At 72.3% G+C, this 15,400-nt stretch carries 11 protein-coding genes and 1 pseudogene; 6 read left to right on the top strand and 6 right to left on the bottom strand.

Annotation, left to right across the window (positions count from 1 at the left end):
- Nucleotides 1–6 precede the first annotated feature (6 nt).
- The 5 genes from F8A92_RS13610 to pdxH form a co-directional block, all read right to left on the bottom strand.
- On the bottom strand, nucleotides 7–726 hold the full coding sequence (locus F8A92_RS13610; RefSeq protein WP_153505712.1) for a DUF6802 family protein: 720 nt from the start codon (nucleotides 724–726) through the stop codon (nucleotides 7–9).
- Nucleotides 727–969: 243 nt separating this feature from the next.
- A complete protein-coding gene (locus F8A92_RS13605) occupies nucleotides 970–2,205 on the bottom strand; it encodes an ABC transporter permease (RefSeq protein WP_194291489.1) in 1,236 nt (411 codons plus the stop codon).
- Complete coding sequence (locus tag F8A92_RS13600; RefSeq protein WP_153505710.1) at nucleotides 2,202–3,092, bottom strand: ABC transporter ATP-binding protein; 891 nt, start codon at nucleotides 3,090–3,092, stop codon at nucleotides 2,202–2,204. The genes F8A92_RS13605 and F8A92_RS13600 overlap by 4 nt, the downstream gene beginning before the upstream one ends.
- Before the next feature lie 51 nt (nucleotides 3,093–3,143).
- A complete protein-coding gene (locus F8A92_RS13595; RefSeq protein WP_153505709.1) occupies nucleotides 3,144–4,457 on the bottom strand; it encodes an MFS transporter in 1,314 nt (437 codons plus the stop codon).
- On the bottom strand, nucleotides 4,454–5,098 hold the full coding sequence (gene pdxH / locus F8A92_RS13590) for a pyridoxamine 5'-phosphate oxidase (RefSeq protein WP_153505708.1): 645 nt from the start codon (nucleotides 5,096–5,098) through the stop codon (nucleotides 4,454–4,456). Before pdxH ends, F8A92_RS13595 begins: the two co-directional genes overlap by 4 nt.
- Nucleotides 5,099–5,183: 85 nt before the next feature.
- On the opposite strand from pdxH, the gene serC reads away from it, so the two are divergent.
- Complete coding sequence (gene serC, locus F8A92_RS13585; protein ID WP_153505707.1) at nucleotides 5,184–6,302, top strand: phosphoserine transaminase; 1,119 nt, start codon at nucleotides 5,184–5,186, stop codon at nucleotides 6,300–6,302.
- A gap of 18 nt (nucleotides 6,303–6,320) precedes the next feature.
- On the opposite strand, the gene F8A92_RS13580 is transcribed toward serC, so the two are convergent.
- On the bottom strand, nucleotides 6,321–8,555 hold the full coding sequence (locus tag F8A92_RS13580; protein WP_228389451.1) for a thiamine pyrophosphate-dependent enzyme: 2,235 nt from the start codon (nucleotides 8,553–8,555) through the stop codon (nucleotides 6,321–6,323).
- Nucleotides 8,556–8,713: 158 nt separating this feature from the next.
- Here F8A92_RS13580 and sepH point away from each other — a divergent pair, with 158 nt between their 5' ends.
- The 5 genes and pseudogenes from sepH to F8A92_RS13555 all read left to right on the top strand — a co-directional run.
- Nucleotides 8,714–9,793 carry a septation protein SepH gene (gene sepH / locus F8A92_RS13575; protein WP_153505706.1) on the top strand — a complete coding sequence of 360 codons (1,080 nt, stop codon included), beginning with the start codon at nucleotides 8,714–8,716 and terminating at the stop codon, nucleotides 9,791–9,793.
- A gap of 782 nt (nucleotides 9,794–10,575) precedes the next feature.
- The gene (locus F8A92_RS13570; RefSeq protein ID WP_153505705.1) at nucleotides 10,576–11,265 is read left to right on the top strand and encodes an alpha/beta fold hydrolase; all 690 of its coding nucleotides are present in this window, start codon (nucleotides 10,576–10,578) and stop codon (nucleotides 11,263–11,265) included.
- A gap of 53 nt (nucleotides 11,266–11,318) precedes the next feature.
- Complete coding sequence (locus F8A92_RS13565) at nucleotides 11,319–13,112, top strand: ABC transporter ATP-binding protein (protein ID WP_228389450.1); 1,794 nt, start codon at nucleotides 11,319–11,321, stop codon at nucleotides 13,110–13,112.
- Nucleotides 13,109–14,926 carry an ABC transporter ATP-binding protein gene (locus F8A92_RS13560; RefSeq protein ID WP_153505704.1) on the top strand — a complete coding sequence of 606 codons (1,818 nt, stop codon included), beginning with the start codon at nucleotides 13,109–13,111 and terminating at the stop codon, nucleotides 14,924–14,926. Before F8A92_RS13565 ends, F8A92_RS13560 begins: the two co-directional genes overlap by 4 nt.
- Nucleotides 14,927–15,128: 202 nt before the next feature.
- Nucleotides 15,129–15,400, top strand: a pseudogene (locus tag F8A92_RS13555) (hypothetical protein); the annotation flags it as partial.

Here is a 15,400-nt window from a genome sequence, read left to right as displayed (position 1 = left end):
ACGCGGCTAGTCAGGCGTGCCGGTGCTCTCGTCGGTGACGTTGGTCCACTCGCCGGTCGCCGGGTCGTAGACCTCGTGGCTGACCAGGGTGCCGTCGGTCTCGTCGAGCACGATGATCTGGTCCGCGACACCGTCCTGGTCGGTGTCGACGTAGTACTCGACGTTGCCCTCGCTCTCGACGACGACGGTGTCGGCGACGCCGTCGCCGGTGATGTCGAGCGTCGGCGCACCGACCACGATGTCCTCGCCGTCGATGCTGACCGTGAGATCCGTGCTCGCGCCCTCGGACGGCGACTCGTCGCCGGCGCTCTGCTCGGTGCCCGAGTCCTCCGGGCCCATCGCGCTGTGCAGCCCCTCGTCCCCGGGCCCAGCCGCGTCGCCGGACCCGGCCGCGTCGCCGCCAGGCTCCGAGGCGTCGCCGGCGGAATCCGAGGGGTCCGTGTCCGAGGTGCTCTCCGCGCCGGAGCCGGCTTCGCTGCCGCCGCCGGGCTCGGCGTCGGCGCCCGGCTCGGGGAACTTGTCCATCGGCTGGACGTCGTCCAGCGGCGCGTCGGTGTCGCTCTGCGCCTCATAGCCGTCGCCCGGCTCGGCGGTGTCGGTCAACCCGTGGTCGTCCGCGTCGAAGCCGGCGGAGCCGGCGTCGAGGGTCGAGTCGCCGTAAGCGACGCTGATCGAGTCGTCGCCGGTGTCGTGCGCGCCCAGGTCGGGGGAAATATCGTCGCTCATCGCGTGCTCCGTATCAGTTCAGCACGACCGTCGCAGTGGCCCGCGACGGCCCGTCAGTGATCATGCGTGCGCGTCCACCGAGCCTCGACGAGACGCGCACGTGCCAGGTTGTGCGGTTCTAGGAGCCTCGCGCAGGTCGGTTGGTTCCGGCGATTCGCTCCCCGGTGAGCACCCGATGACGGTCACCGGCGCCCACAGAGCCGAATCTACTCGGCGCGAGCGGCCGTTCCCGGGACGGCGTGCTCACACGGCGTCCGCGCCCTCCCGGCTGCGCGCGAGCGCCTCCCTGGCCTTGAGCTTGCCCGAGGTCTTCAGCATGGCGCCGGCGTAGATCCGCGCGGCCAGCCGGACCAGCAGGTACACGGCCGCGACCTGCAGGACGACGGCGACGACGTACTGCCAGAGCGGCACGCTGGACATCGCCGCCCGTACCGGCATCGTGGTCGGTGCGAAGCCGGGGATCATGCTCAGCACGGCCGACAAGGTGCTGTCCGGTGAGCTCAGCACCTTGAAGGCGAGGAAGAACGCGATCATCGGGATGAAGGTGAGCGGCATGAGCGCCGAGCCCAGGTCCTCCTGGCGCGAGACCAGGGAGGCGGCGGCGGCCGACAGCGTCGCGAAGAACGCGTAGCCCAGCACGAACCAGCCGAGCACCTGCAGGATGGTGCTCCAGCCGGACGCCGGGATCTCGATGAGCCCGCCGAGCGTCGCGGCGGCGACGCCGAGACCGAGCACCAGCAGCAGCTGCAGCAGGCCGAGCACGCCGAGGCCGAGGACCTTGCCGGCCAGCAGCTGCCGCGGCTTCACCGCCGTCATGAGCAGCTCGATGACCCGGCTGGACTTCTCCTCCACGACACCCTGGGCCACGAACTGCACGATCATCATCAGCATGCCGTAGGCCAGCCCGACCGCCGTCATCGCGACGATGCCGCGCTCGAGCGCGTCACCGGACGAGGCCGCGAGCGACTGCTCGCGCAGGGGCTGGACGGTCATGATCTGGGTGAGCTCGCCGGGGCTGATGCCGGCGGCGGACGCCCGCTCGATGATCGAGACGGTCTGGTGGGCGCCCTGCAGGATGGTGCTGAGCGTGGAGGGCAGCGCGTCCTTGCGCAGCAGCGTGTCGCCGTCCATGACGACGTCGGCGCCGTCGTCCAGCAGCTTCTCCCCCGCGGCCCGGTCCGCGACCTGCACGAACGTGACGGTGGCTCCGGCCTGCCGGGCCTGCGCCCGCGCGGCCTCCTCGAAGCCGGGCCCGGTGCTGCCGACGACGGCCACCTTGTAGTCGTCGGCGTTCTTGTTGGCCAGCACGTTGAACGTGATGACTGCGCCGACGATGAGCAGGAACACCAGGATGGAGATCAGGTAGGTGCGATCACGCAGCTTGGTGGAGATCTCCCGCCTGGCGACCTGCGCGACGAGCTGCGGACCGGAGGGCCTCGACCGCGGCCGGTCCGGCGGGGTGATCGTCGGCGTGCTCACGCGGCGACCACCTCCCGGAAGATCTCGGTCAGGGTCGGTGACTTCCAGGCGAACTGCTCGACGGGGCCCAGCGCCATAGCGGCGGCGAGCACCTCGTTCGAGCGCTCCGGCTCGGTCACCGTGACGATCGCGGTGCTGCCTTTCTCCTGGCTCTCGCTGACGTGCGGCAGAGCGCGGCTCCATCCGGGCAGCACGCCGGCCACCGACACGACGAGCTGCTTGCGCGCCTCCTGCGCGCGCAGGCTGTGCACGGGCCCGAAGGCGACCATGTGTCCGTCGCTGATGATGCCGACGGCGTCGCACAGCCGCTCGACGAGCTCGAGCTGGTGGCTGGAGAAGATGACCGGGACGCCGGCGTTCGCCTTCTCGGTCAGCGCGTCTAGCAGCGAGTCGACGGCGACCGGGTCCAGGCCGCTGAACGGCTCATCGAGCACCAGGATCGCCGGGTCGTGCACCAGCGCGGCTGCCATTTGCACCTTCTGCTGGTTGCCGAGCGAGAGCTTCTCGAGGGTGTCCTTGGGCTCGAGCTTCACCCCGAGCCGCTCGATCCAGTACGCCGCCGACCGCTTGGCCCGCGCCGGGTCGACCCCGTGCAGCTGGGCGAAGTACGCGAGCTGCTCGGCCGGGCGCATCTTCGGGTAGAGCCCGCGCTCCTCCGGCATGTAGCCGATCGCCTGCCGGACGTCGGCGTCGATGGGGGCACCGTTCCAGGTGACGCGGCCGGCGTCCGCCCGCAGCAGGCCCAGGATGATCCGCATGGTGGTCGTCTTGCCCGACCCGTTGGCGCCGCAGAACCCGAAGAGCTCCCCCGGTCGTACGGCGAAGGACAGGTCGTCCAGCACGACCTTGTCGCCGAATCGCTTCGCTACCTTCTCGATGGCGAGCACCTGCTGATCGCTCCTGTCGGATCGTGGGGGCGGGCTACCCGGACCAGCGTCTCACGCCGCCGAGGAATCGGCGGGACGGTAGCGCCACAGCAGCCGGAAAGTCAGCGCGATCACCAGCATCAGCACGACGATGGTCAGGCCGCCGGACCACAGCGCGACGGTCGGCGTGAGCAGGGTGGCCATCTGGCCGAGGCGCACGTCGCCGAGCCGCGGGCCCCCGGCGACGACGACCATGAACACGCCCTGCATCCGGCCGCGCATCGCGTCCGGTGTCAGCACCTGCAGCATCGTCATCCGCAGCGACGCGCTGACGAGGTCGGCGGCGCCGGCGACGGCGAGGAAGAACAGGCCCAGCAGGAGGCTGTCGGTGAACGCGAACGCGATGATCGCCCCGCCCCACACCGCGACCGACGCGATGATCGTCGCGCCGTGCCGGACGATGTGCGAGATCCAGCCGGAGAACAGCCCGGCCGCCACCGCGCCGATCGACGCACCGGCATACAGCCAGCCGATCGAGCCCTCTCCGAAACGCTGGTCGGCGAGCGCCGGGAAGACCGCGAGCGGCCACCCGAAGATCATCGCGATGAGGTCGACGACGTACTGCATGCTCAGCAGGGGCTGGGTGCGCAGGTACCGGAAGCCGGCCGCGGTGTCGCTCAGCGCAGTCCGGAACGGGCTCCGGCCGCCGGTGTCGTGCGCGGCGGCCATCACCGGCAGCCCGAACAGCGTGAGGATCGCGAGCACCAGCAGCACCGCCTCGGCGAGGTACGCCCAGGTGACGCCCGCGTGCGCGACGATGACGCCGGCCACCAGCGGGCCGACGATCATCGACCCGGACATCGTGCTGGAGGAGATCGTGTTGGCCGCCGGGATCAGCGACTCGGGGATCAGCTTCGGCAGCATCGCCGAGCGGGCGGGCCGGTAGGCGGCCGCCGCGGCGGACTGCAGCGCGACCAGCGCCCACACGATCCACACGTTGTCCAGCCCGGCCGCCGCCTGCAGGTACAGCATCAGGCTGGTCAGCGCGGTCAGCAGGGTCGACCAGATGACCAGCGTGCGGCGGTCGATGGTGTCGGCGAGCGCCCCGCCGATCAGCCCGAACACGATCAGCGGGATCAGCGCCCATAGGCTCGTGTAGCCGACCATCGCGCTGCTGCCGGTCATCCGGTAGACCTGCACGCCGACGGCCACCAGCGTCATCTGCGCGCCAACCTGGGTCAGCACGTTCCCGGCGAACAGCCGCCGGAACTGGGGGTAGCCGAACGGCCGGGTGTCCATGGTGACCCGGCTCAGCCGGCGCGGTGCCCGCTGCGGCGCACGGTCCGGGGTGTCGGTGCGGCGGGTGGTCTCGGGTCCCTCGGTCACGGGGCGAGTCGTTCTCGCACCCAGCGCCCGGCCTCGCGGCGGAACCGGAAGCGGTCGTGCAGCCGCCCGACGTTGCCCTGCCAGAACTCGACGACCTGCGGGTCGAGGCGGTAGCCGCCCCAGTGCTCGGGCCGCGCGATGCCGTCGGGATGGGCGGCGCTGACCTTCGCCAGCTCGCCGAGCAGCCCGTCGATGCCGTCGATCACCTGCGACTGCGGGCTCAGCGCGCTGGCGATCTGCGACTCGACCGGACGCGAGGCGAAGTACGCGTCGGAGGCGCGCGGGGACACCCGCTGGACGGTCCCCTCGACGATGACCTGCCGGTGGATGGGCAGCCAGGGGAAGCACAGGCTCGCCCGCGGGTTGGCCTGCAGATGGCGGCCCTTGGCGGAGGTGTAGTTGGTGAAGAAGACGAACCCGTCGCGGTAGCCGCGCAGCAGCACGGTGCGGGCGCGCGGCGCCCCGTCCGGGGACGCGGTGGCGAGCACCATGGCGTTGGGCTCCGGGACGCCGGCGGCCGCCGCGGCGTCCAACCAGGTCGCGAAGATCGCGATCGGGTCCTCCCCGAGATCGTCCTCGCGCAGCCGCGGCAGGTCGTACCGCACGCGTTCATGCTGGACGTCGAACTCCGGCTCGTTCATCTCGTGCACCCCTCTGCCCTGCGCCCAGCCTAGCGAGCGCGGGTCATAGGCTTGGACGGCTACCTACGACCCCGAGAGCGTGCGCATGAGCGAGAACATCGAGATCCCCGTCGAGCTGCTGCCTGAGGACGGGCGGTTCGGCAGTGGGCCGAGCCGCACCCGTTACGAGGCCCTCGAGGACTTCGGGCAGGTCGCCGCCTCGTACGTCGGGACGTCGCACCGCCAGGCCGGGGTCCGGAGGCTGGTGGGGCTGGTGCGGCAGGGTCTGCTCGCGCTGCTCGACGCCCCGGAGGGCTACGAGGTGATGCTGGGCAACGGCGGTTCGACGTACTTCTGGGACTCCGCGGTGTTCTCCCTGATCGAGCGGCGCTCGCAGCACCTGTCGTTCGGCGAGTTCGGTGGCAAGTTCGCCAAGGCGGTGGCCGCGGCGCCCTTCCTGGAGGACCCGAGCGTGCGCAGCGCGGAGCCGGGCTCGGCGATCGAGCCGCTCGTCGAGGACGACATCGACGCCTACTGCTGGCCGCAGAACGAGACGTCGACCGGTGTCGCCGTGCCCGTGCGCCGGGTGCCCGCGGACGGCGCGCTCACCGTCATCGACGCGACCTCGGCCGCCGCCGGCCTGCCGGTCGACCTCGGCCAGACCGACTGCTACTACTTCGCCCCGCAGAAGGGGTTCGCCGGCGAGGGCGGCCTGTGGGTCGCGGTCGTCTCCCCCGCGGCGATCGACCGCACCGAGCGGATCGCGGCCGGCCGGCGGTACGTCCCGCCGTCGCTGGATCTGAAGATCGCGCTGGACAACTCGCGCAAGGACCAGACGTACAACACGCCGTCCGTCTACACGCTGTTCATGCTGGCCCACCAGGTCGACTGGCTGCTGGCCCAGGGCGGCCAGCCGTGGATCACGTCGCGGGTCACCGAGTCGTCGTCGGTGCTGTACGGCTGGGCCGAGTCCTCGGCGTACGCCACGCCGTTCGTGCAGGACCCGGCGCTGCGCTCGCCGGTGATCGGCACCATCGACCTCGACCCGGCGGTCGACGCCAAGGCGGTCACCGCGACGCTGCGCGCCAACGGCATCCTCGACACCGAGCCGTACCGCGGCCTGGCGCGCAACCAGCTGCGCATCGGCATGTTCGTCTCGACGCCGCCGTCGGACGTCGAGGCGCTGACCCGCTGCATCGACTACGTCGTCGAGCGCCTCGGCTGAGCGTCTCGGCCCGGTCGGCTAGATCGAGCGCAGGTGCGCGCCGTGGCGCTGCTCCGAGAGCATCTGGCGGGCCGCCTCCTCGATCGTCTGCTCGCTGAGCAGCACGAGGTTGGCCGCGTCGGCGAGCGGCACGAACGAGTCCTCGCTGGTGACCCGCGCGAGACGGCCCTCGTACCCGAGATCGACCAGCTCCGCGCAAACCGACTCCGACACGCCGCCGGAGCGCCGGGTCTCGTCGGCGACCAGGATCGCTCCGGAGGCGGCCATCTCGGCCCGCAGCGCGTCGACGGGCAGCGGGCGCAGCCATCGCAGGTCGAGCACCCGCACCGCGCGTCCCTCGGCCCGCAGCCGCTCGGCGACCCGCAACGCCATCGGGACGCCGTTGCCGAAGGTGACGATGCTCAGCTCCGCCGCGTCCGCGCCGGGCTCCGGCAGGTAGTGCCGAGCCTCGCCGATCGCGACGTGCGCGTCCGCCCACTCCTCCGGTGGCGCGTACGGCGCCAGCAGCCCCCCGTCGCCGTCGGCGAGCAGATCCCGCGAGTGGTACAGCGCGATGGGCTCGATGAAGGTGCTGACCGTCCCGTCGACCTGCGCCGCCGCCAGCAGGGTGCGGACCATCGCGGCAGCGTCGTCCCCGCGGCTCGGCACCGCGACGACGAGGCCGGGGATGTCGCACAGCGCGGCGACCGAGTTGTCGTTGTGGAAGTGACCGCCGAACCCCTTCTGGTACGCGAGACCCTGGATGCGCACCAGCATGCCGTTGCGGTACCGGCCCTCGGAGAAGAACTGCGTGGACGCCGCCTCGCCCCGGATCTGGTCGATGGCGTTGTGCAGGTAGGCGAGGTACTGGATCTCCGGCACCGGCAGCAGGCCGCTGACCCCGAGCCCGAGGCCCAGGCCCAGGATCGACGTCTCGTCGAGCAGCGTGTCGAACACCCGCGCCATCCCGAAGCGCTTCTGCAGCCGCGTGGTCGTGCCGTAGACGCCGCCCTTGCGGCCGACGTCCTCGCCGAACACCAGCATCGAGTCGTACGCCGCGAGCCCGTCGGCGAGCGCCCGGTTGATCGACTGGGACAGGGTCAGCGGGCCCTCGTCCTCCGGCAGCCGGCCGTCGAAGACGCGGGCGCGACGGTGCGCCGGCGCGCAGGCGACGGACTGCTCGGCGACCGCGTCCGGGCGGACCGGGGCCAGGGGCGCGATGACGTCCTGGGCCGTCGCGAGCTTGGGCAGCCGGATCACCTCGCCGGACTCCCGCTCGACCCGCTCGCGAATCGCCTCGTAGCGCTCGAGCACCTCCCCGGACCCGACGCCGGCGTCGACCAGCGCGCGGGCGGTCGCCAGCAGCGGGTCGCGCTCGTAGTCGGCCTGGATCTCCGCGGGCGTGCGGTACGCGAGCTCGGCGTCCGAGCCGGCGTGCGCCATGAACCGGACGGTGCGCACGTGCAGGAACGCCGGGCCGCGGGTGCGGCGCACGTAGTCGGCGGCGTCCTTGGCGACGGTGCGCATCTGCTCGGGATCGTCCCCGGAGCCGGAGAAGTAGCGCAGCCCCGGGCGGGCGCCGTAGGCCGTGTGGATCCAGCCGCGCGGCGTGGGCACTGAGATACCGATGCCGTTGTCCTCGCAGACCAGCAGCAGCGGCATGGGCAGGCCCTGATAGGCGGTCTGAACGGCGGTGTTGATCGCGGTGACCGTCGAGGCGTGGTTGGCCGAGGCGTCACCGAAGGACGCCACCGCGATCGCGTCGTCCGGCCATTGCGCGGCGACGCCGAGCTTGCGGGCCCGCCCGATGGCGAACGCGGTGCCCATCGCCCGCGGCACGTGCGAGCCGATCGTCGACGTGCTCGGCACGACGGCCAGCTCGTGCCGCCCGAACACCTTGTGCCGGCCCCCGGAGATCGGGTCGGCGGTGGACGCCGCCAGCGAGAGCAGGACGTCACGGACGCCGTCGATGCCCTCGACCTGCGCGGCGCGGGCGAGGTAGAACGCTCCCGAGCGGTAGTGCAGGAAGGCGGGGTCGGTCGGGCGCAGCGCGTCGGCGACGTAGGCGTTCGACTCGTGCCCGGCCGAGCCGATCGTGTAGTAGCCGGTGCCGTCCGCGCGCATCAGCCGCGCCTGCAGGTCCAGCAGCCGGCTGCCCGCCTGCGCCTCGAACACCCGCCACAGGTCGTCGACCGGCACCGCGCCGGCCGTGCGGGGGCGATGCGCGCGCAGCGCCGATTCGAAGTGCAGATCGACTGGCTCTCGCGCGGTCAAGGCGCCCCCTCAGGTGGACTGTGGTCTGGTGCTCATGTTAGGGGGCCGTCAAACGGGCCACCTGAAGGGTCGGCGCGCCCCCGGTACCGCGGGCCCGGACTCGCGTATCGTTGCACCACGCACTGCATGACCCTCTTTATGGAGGAGGACACCCAAGGATGCGCCCACTTCGCTTCGTCGCACTGTCGGAGGACGGCAAGCACTTCGTGCTCGCCCCTGACGTACCGGAAGCGATCGACAACGGCGAGCGCTTCCTGCTGGCTCTTGACGACCGCCTGCGCGCCGCCTCCCGCGGCGACATCAGCCGCCTCGGGCAGATCGAGCTCGAGATCGAGTCGCAGCTGCGGCCGCGCGAGATCCAGGCGCGGATCCGCGCCGGTGAGACCCCGGACGCGGTGGCCGCGGCCGCGGGCATCCGCATCGAGCGGGTCATGACCTACGCCTACCCGGTGCTGCAGGAACGCGCCCAGGTCGCGCAGCGGGCCCAGTCCGCGAAGGTCAAGATCGAGGACTCCGGCGCGCATCCGCCGACGCTGCGCGAGCTGATCGAGAACCGGCTGCTCGTGCGCGGCATCGACGAGAACCCGGTCGACTGGGACGCCCGCCGCCTCGAGAACGGGCAGTGGGAGGTGTCCTCGACCTGGCAGGCCGACGACCGCACGGTCACCGCGCACTGGCGCTACGACATGCAGAACGGCATCGCCTACCCGGGCACGAAGGACACCATCGCGATGGTCGAGCCGAAGCCGCGGCTCTCGGCCGTGCCGGTACCGGTCGACGACCCGTCCGCCGGCGACGCCGACGAGCCCGCGGAGGCACCCATCCCGCTGCAGCGCGGGCGTGACCGCGACGAGGAGCCGCGTCGGCGCCCCCGCAAGCGACCGGTGGGGCGCGAGGTCGATCTCGAGCAGCTGTTCCTGCCCGACGAGCTCGAGGACGCCGTCGACCCCGGCCACCTCGGCAACGCGGGCCGCCGGCCCGAGCTGCGCGACGACGACCTCGACGAGCCGGCCGCGTTCGAGCAGCGCCGCCAGCGGCCCCGTCCGCAGCCCGCCGAGGACCGCGACGAGCGTTCCCAGCCGCAGGCCGACGACGTCGACCCCGACGAGCGACCGCGGCCCCGCCGCGAGGCCGACGAGGGCCCGGCGCAGGACGACGGCGAGACGGCCGCCAAGGACAAGAAGCCGCGCATCCCGAGCTGGGACGACATCGTCTTCGGCGTGAAGAAGCGCAAGTAGCCCCTTCGGAAGCCGACAAGCCGGCGACCACCGCAGCGGCCGACGACGTTCGCGCGGGAACGCGCACGCAATGCTCGGCGCACCCGAACCAGCGACCCGCCACGTCTCGACGTCGCTCGCCCCAAGGGGCTCGCTCGCTCGACGACCATGGTGAACGCCCCACGGTTGTCGCGCCCCCACGGACGTCGCGACCCACGGTTGTCGCTGCTGCTGGTCGTCGAGCGAGCGGAGCCGATAGGCGAAGCGACGCCGAGACGCCGGAAGCCGACAACGCCCGCGACCACCGCAGCGACCGACGACGTTCCCGCGGGAACGCGCACCCAACGCTCGGCACACCCGAACCAGCGACCCGCCACGTCTCGACGTCGCTCGCCCCAAGGGGCTCGCTCGCTCGACGACCATGCGCGAGCCGCCCCGACCGATCCTCCGCCGCCCTGCCCCGCGGCGTGGATCCTGCCCCGCGTCACTTCCCGCGGACGTCGCACCCCACGGTCGCCGCTCCTGCTGGTCGTCGAGCGAGCGGAGCCGATAGGCGAAGCGACGCCGAGACGCCGGAAGCCGACAACGCCCGCGACCACCGCAGCGACCGACGACGTTCCCGCGGGAACGCGCACCCAACGCTCGGCGCACCCGAACCAGCGACCCGCGACGTCTCGACGTCGCTCGCCCCAAGGGGCTCGCTCGCTCGACGACCATGCGTGAGGCCCCCGACCGATCCTCCGTCGCCTGCCCCGCGGCGTACGACGGCTAGGCTGACGAGATACCCGCGCAGGAGGTGCGTCGTGGACGTTCTGCTCATCGCCGGCCTGTGGCTCGACGCGTCGGTCTGGAGCACGACCGCGGACGAGCTCGCCCGTCTCGGCGTCCGGCCGGTACCCGTACGGTTGCCAGGCCAGGGCGACGGCAGCAGCACTGCGACCCTCGCGGACCAGGTCGCCGCCGTCGTCGCCGCGGTGGACTCCGCCAAGCCGGGCTGCGTCGTCGTCGGTCACTCGGCCGCCGCCACGCTCGCCTGGGTCGCGGCGGACGCCCGGCCCGAGCGGGTGGCGCGCGTCGTGCTCGTCGGCGGCTTCCCCGGCATGGACGGCTCGACGTACGCCGACTTCTTCCCTCCGGTCGACGGCGTGATGCCGTTCCCGGGGTGGGAGCCGTTCGCCGGCGCCGACTCCGCCGACCTCGACGACGACCGGCGGGCGGCGCTCGAAGGCGGCGCGATCCCCGTCCCGCAGGCGGTCTCGCAGGGCATCGTGCGGCTGGCCGACGAGCGGCGGTACGCCGTCCCGATCACCATGGTCTGCCCGGAGTTCTCCCCCGACGAGGCGCGCGCCTGGGTGCGCGCCGGCGAGCTGCCGGAGCTCGCGCGGGCCGCGGACGTCGAGTACGTCGACACCGACTCGGGCCACTGGCCCATGGTGACCCGGCCGCAGGATCTGGCCCGGCTGATCGCCGACGCGGCCGCGCCGCGGGGCTGAGCGGCGAAAAACCCGTTCTCTGTTGTCCGCCTGCGCCACTAGAGTCCCCGTACGTGGATGACGGGGCAGGGCACGACGAGGACCGCGCGGCGGGGCTGGGCACGCTCGTACGGCTGTGGCCGTGGGTGCGTCCCTACCGCGGGCAGCTGAGCCTGATGTTCCTCGGCGCGCTGCTGGCTACCCTCGCCGGTCTGGCGATCCCGGTGCTCACCCAGCGTGTCATCGACGGCCCGATCCGGCACGGCGACCGCGCCGGGCTGTGGTGGCTGGGCGCGGTCGCGCTCGCGTTCGGCGTCTTCGAGTCGGCGATGATCTATCTGCGGCGGGTGATGATGTCCAAGGCCGCGATCGCGATCGAGGCCGACCTGCGTGACTCCCTCTACCGGCACCTGCAGCGCCTCCCGGTCGCCTTCCACGACCGGTGGCAGTCCGGTCAGCTGCTCAGCCGCGCCACGACCGACCTCAGCGCGATCCGCCGGTTCGTCGGGTTCGGCCTGGTCTTCTTCATCGTCAACGTGCTCACCTTCGCGGTGGTGGTGGTCGTCCTCGTCGCAACGTACTGGCCGCTCGGTCTGCTGGTGCTGGCCTCGGCGGTCCCCCTGGTGTGGATCCTGTACCGCTTCGAGAAGCGCTACAGCGTCATCGCGCTCGCCCAGCAGGACCAGCAAGGTGAGCTCGCCACCGACGTGGAGGAGTCCGCGACCGGCATCCGGATCCTGAAGTCCTTCGGGCGCGCGCAGCTCGCCGCCGACCGGTACGACGCGAAGTCCCTGACGCTGCTCGACATCCAGCTCACCCGGGTGAACGTGCTCGCCGCCATCTGGGCGTTGATCGAGCTGCACCCGCACGTCGTGCTCTCCGTCCTCGTGCTGGCCGGCAGCGCCGCCGTCGGCAGCGGCGCCATCACCCTGGGCACCCTCGTCGCGTTCGTGTCGTTGTTCCTGATCCTGCTGTGGCCGATCGCGTCGCTGGGCTTCCTCGTCGCCGACGCCCAGCAGGCCGCGACCGCGGCCGGCCGGCTGTTCGAGGTGCTCGACACCGAGCCGGGCATCGTCGACGCCTCGCCGGTGACCGGCCGCGGCGCGGCTGCGGACGGGGCACGGCTGGTCTTCCGCGACGTGTCGTTCCGGTTCCCCGACAGCGGCCGCGACGTGCTGCACGGCATCGACCTGGAGGTCGCGCCGGGCGAGACCGTCGCCGTCGTCGGCCCGACGGGCTGCGGCAAGACCACGCTCACGGGGCTCGTTCCGCGGCTGTACGACGTCACCGGTGGAGCCGTCGAGATCGACGGCGTCGACGTTCGGCAGCTGGCGCTGTCCGACCTGCGGGCCACGGTGTCCATGGCGTTCGAGGACCCGACGCTGTTCTCCGCCTCGGTGCGCGAGAACCTGACGCTGGGCCGTCCCGATGCGACGGAGGCACAGATCGCCGAGGCACTCGAGGTGGCGCAGGCCGGGTTCGTGCACGCCCTGCCGTGGGGCCTCGAGACCCGCATCGGCGAGCAGGGCATGTCGCTGTCCGGCGGCCAGCGACAGCGCCTGGCGCTGGCCCGCGCCGTGCTGGGCCGCCCTCGGCTGCTGGTCCTCGACGACCCGCTGTCCGCGCTGGACATCCACACCGAGGCGCTCGTCGAGCGGGCGCTGCGCCGCGTGCTCGCGCAGACCACCGGCATCGTGGTGGCGCACCGTCCCTCGACCGTGCTGCTCGCCGACCGGGTCGCGTTCCTCGTCGACGGCACGATCGCCGCGGTGGGGACGCACCGCGAGCTGCTGAGGACGCTGCCGGCCTACCGCGCCATCCTGTCGGCGGACGCCGAGGAGCAGACCGACCTGGAGGTGACCCGATGAGCACGCCCGACTGGCGCGGGGTCGCCGCCGAGGACGTCGCGGACCTCGACGCGTCGGTCAGCCTGCTGTTGCGCGGACGCTCTCGGCGGCTGCTCGAATCGCTGCTGCGCCCGTACAAGCGGCCGCTGTGGATCACCGCGGCGGCGATCCTGGCGCAGAACCTCGCCGTGCTGGCCGCGCCGTGGCTGGTCGGCGTCGGCATCGACTGGGCCATCCCGGCGCTACGGCGTGGCGACTGGGGACCGCTGTGGACGACGTTCGCCGCCGTGCTGCTCGCCGCGGTCCTGGCGGCAGTCCTGCGCAGCTACTTCCTGCGCAGCCTCGGGCGCCTCGGGCAGCGGGTGCTGCTCGACCTGCGGCGACGGCTGTTCTGGCACTTCCAACGGCTGCCGCTCGCCTTCCACGACAAGTACACGTCCGGGCGGGTGATCTCCCGGCAGACCAGCGACCTCGACTCGCTCAACGAGCTCCTCGACGCGGGGCTCGACGGCCTGATCACGGCCCTGCTGAGCGTGCTCAGCGTGACCGTCATCCTGACCGTGCTCGACCCGTCGCTCGCACTCGTGGTGCTGCTGGCGCTGCCGGTCGTCGTCGCGATCCTGCACTGGTTCCGGGTGCGCTCGACCACGGCCTACCGGCGTACCCGGGAGACCTCGGCGGCGTTCATCGTGCAGTTCGTGGAGACCTTCGGCGGCATCCGCGCCGTGCAGACCTTCCGGCGCGAGCGCCGCAACACCGAGATCTTCCACGACCTCAACGAGGACAACCGCGCCGCGAACGAGCACGCCTACCGGCTGTTCAGCATCTTCGTCCCGGCGATCAAGATGACCGGCAACCTGGCGATGGCCGTATGCCTGGTGTACGGCGGCCTGCGGGTCGTCGACGGCGACCTCCGGCTCGGCGTGCTGGCCGCCTTCATGCTCTACCTTCGGCAGTTCTTCGACCCGATGGTCGATCTCGGGATGTTCTACAACTCATACCAGTCGGGCATGGCCGCGCTGGAGAAGCTCTCCGGCGTTCTCGAGGAGCCGTCCAGCGTGCCCGCGCCCGAGCACCCGACGCCGCTGCCGAAGGCACGGGGCGAGGTGGTGCTCGACGACGTCGAGTTCGCCTACAGCGCCGAGGCCGGCGACGTGCTGCCGCGGCTGGACCTCACGCTGCGCGCCGGCCAGACCGTCGCGCTGGTCGGCGCCACCGGGGCCGGCAAGTCGACGATCGCGCGGCTGGTGTGCCGGTTCTACGACCCGCAGCGGGGCGCGGTCCGTCTCGACGGCGTGGACCTGCGCGAGCTGGCCGACGACGACCTGCGGCGGGCGATCGTGATGGTCACCCAGGAGAGCTTCCTGTTCTCCGGCACGGTGGCCGACAACATCGCGATCGGCAAGCCGTCCGCGACGCGCGCGGAGATCGAGCGCGCCGCCCGCGCGCTGGGCGCGCACGACTTCATCAGCAGGCTGCCCGACGGCTACGACACCGACGTCCGCAAGCGCGGCGGCCGGCTCTCCGCCGGTCAGCGGCAGCTCGTCGCCTTCGCGCGGGCGTTCCTGGCCGACCCGGCGGTGCTGATCCTCGACGAGGCCACCTCCTCCCTCGACGTCCCCAGCGAACGGCTGGTGCAGGCGGCGCTCGAGACGATCCTCGCCGACCGCACCGCGGTGATCATCGCGCACCGGCTCTCCACGGTCGAGATCGCCGACCGGGTGCTGGTGCTCGATGCCGGCGAGGTCGTCGAGGACGGCACGCCGCACGAACTGATCGCCGGCAGCGGCCGGTTCGCCCGCCTGCACGGTGCCTGGAAGGACTCGCTGGTCTAGCGGCGGTACGGCGCCGAGAATTGCGCGCTCACCTGAGGAAACGGTCTTGCCCGGCCGTCCCCGTCGGGCTTATCATTCGAAGTGATCCACCTCACATAGACGTCCTCTCGCGCCCCGACCCCGCGTCGCTCCCCCCGCCGCGCGAGACCACCACCCATCAACCGCAGTCGTAGGCCACCGTGCACCTGACCGGGGGGCGAGCATGGAACTCATCGACGACGACTCGTACGCCGCCTTCGACGACGACGACTGGGAGATCGTGAAGGTGTACCGGCGCCGGCGGCGCGCACCCGAGCCGCGCCGGCGCGAGCCGGGGCCGCTGGAGAACGCGGCGCCCCCGCTTCCGCCGCAGCCTCCGTTCCCGCCGTACCCGCCGTACCCTCCGATGCCACCGGTCTTCTTCGTGTCCGCGGGCCCGGGCGGCTTCCTGCCGTTCGGGGCGCCGGTGGCCGGCGCGGCGCCGCCGGCGGCCCC

It is taken from the genome of Cumulibacter manganitolerans (genome assembly GCF_009602465.1).
Taxonomy (GTDB): domain Bacteria; phylum Actinomycetota; class Actinomycetes; order Mycobacteriales; family Antricoccaceae; genus Cumulibacter; species Cumulibacter manganitolerans.
The sequence above is the reverse complement of the archived record's forward strand: the minus strand, read 5'-3'. Positions and strand labels throughout refer to the sequence as shown.

Bases quoted from the DNA above. Each gene is read 5' to 3' on its own strand.
- F8A92_RS13610 (WP_153505712.1), bottom strand. From the start codon at position 726: ATGAGCGACGATATTTCCCCCGACCTGGGCGCGCACGACACCGGCGAC.
- pdxH (WP_153505708.1), bottom strand. From the start codon at position 5,098: ATGAACGAGCCGGAGTTCGACGTCCAGCATGAACGCGTGCGGTACGAC.
- serC (WP_153505707.1), top strand. From the start codon at position 5,184: ATGAGCGAGAACATCGAGATCCCCGTCGAGCTGCTGCCTGAGGACGGG.
- sepH (WP_153505706.1), top strand. From the start codon at position 8,714: ATGCGCCCACTTCGCTTCGTCGCACTGTCGGAGGACGGCAAGCACTTC.
- F8A92_RS13560 (WP_153505704.1), top strand. From the start codon at position 13,109: ATGAGCACGCCCGACTGGCGCGGGGTCGCCGCCGAGGACGTCGCGGAC.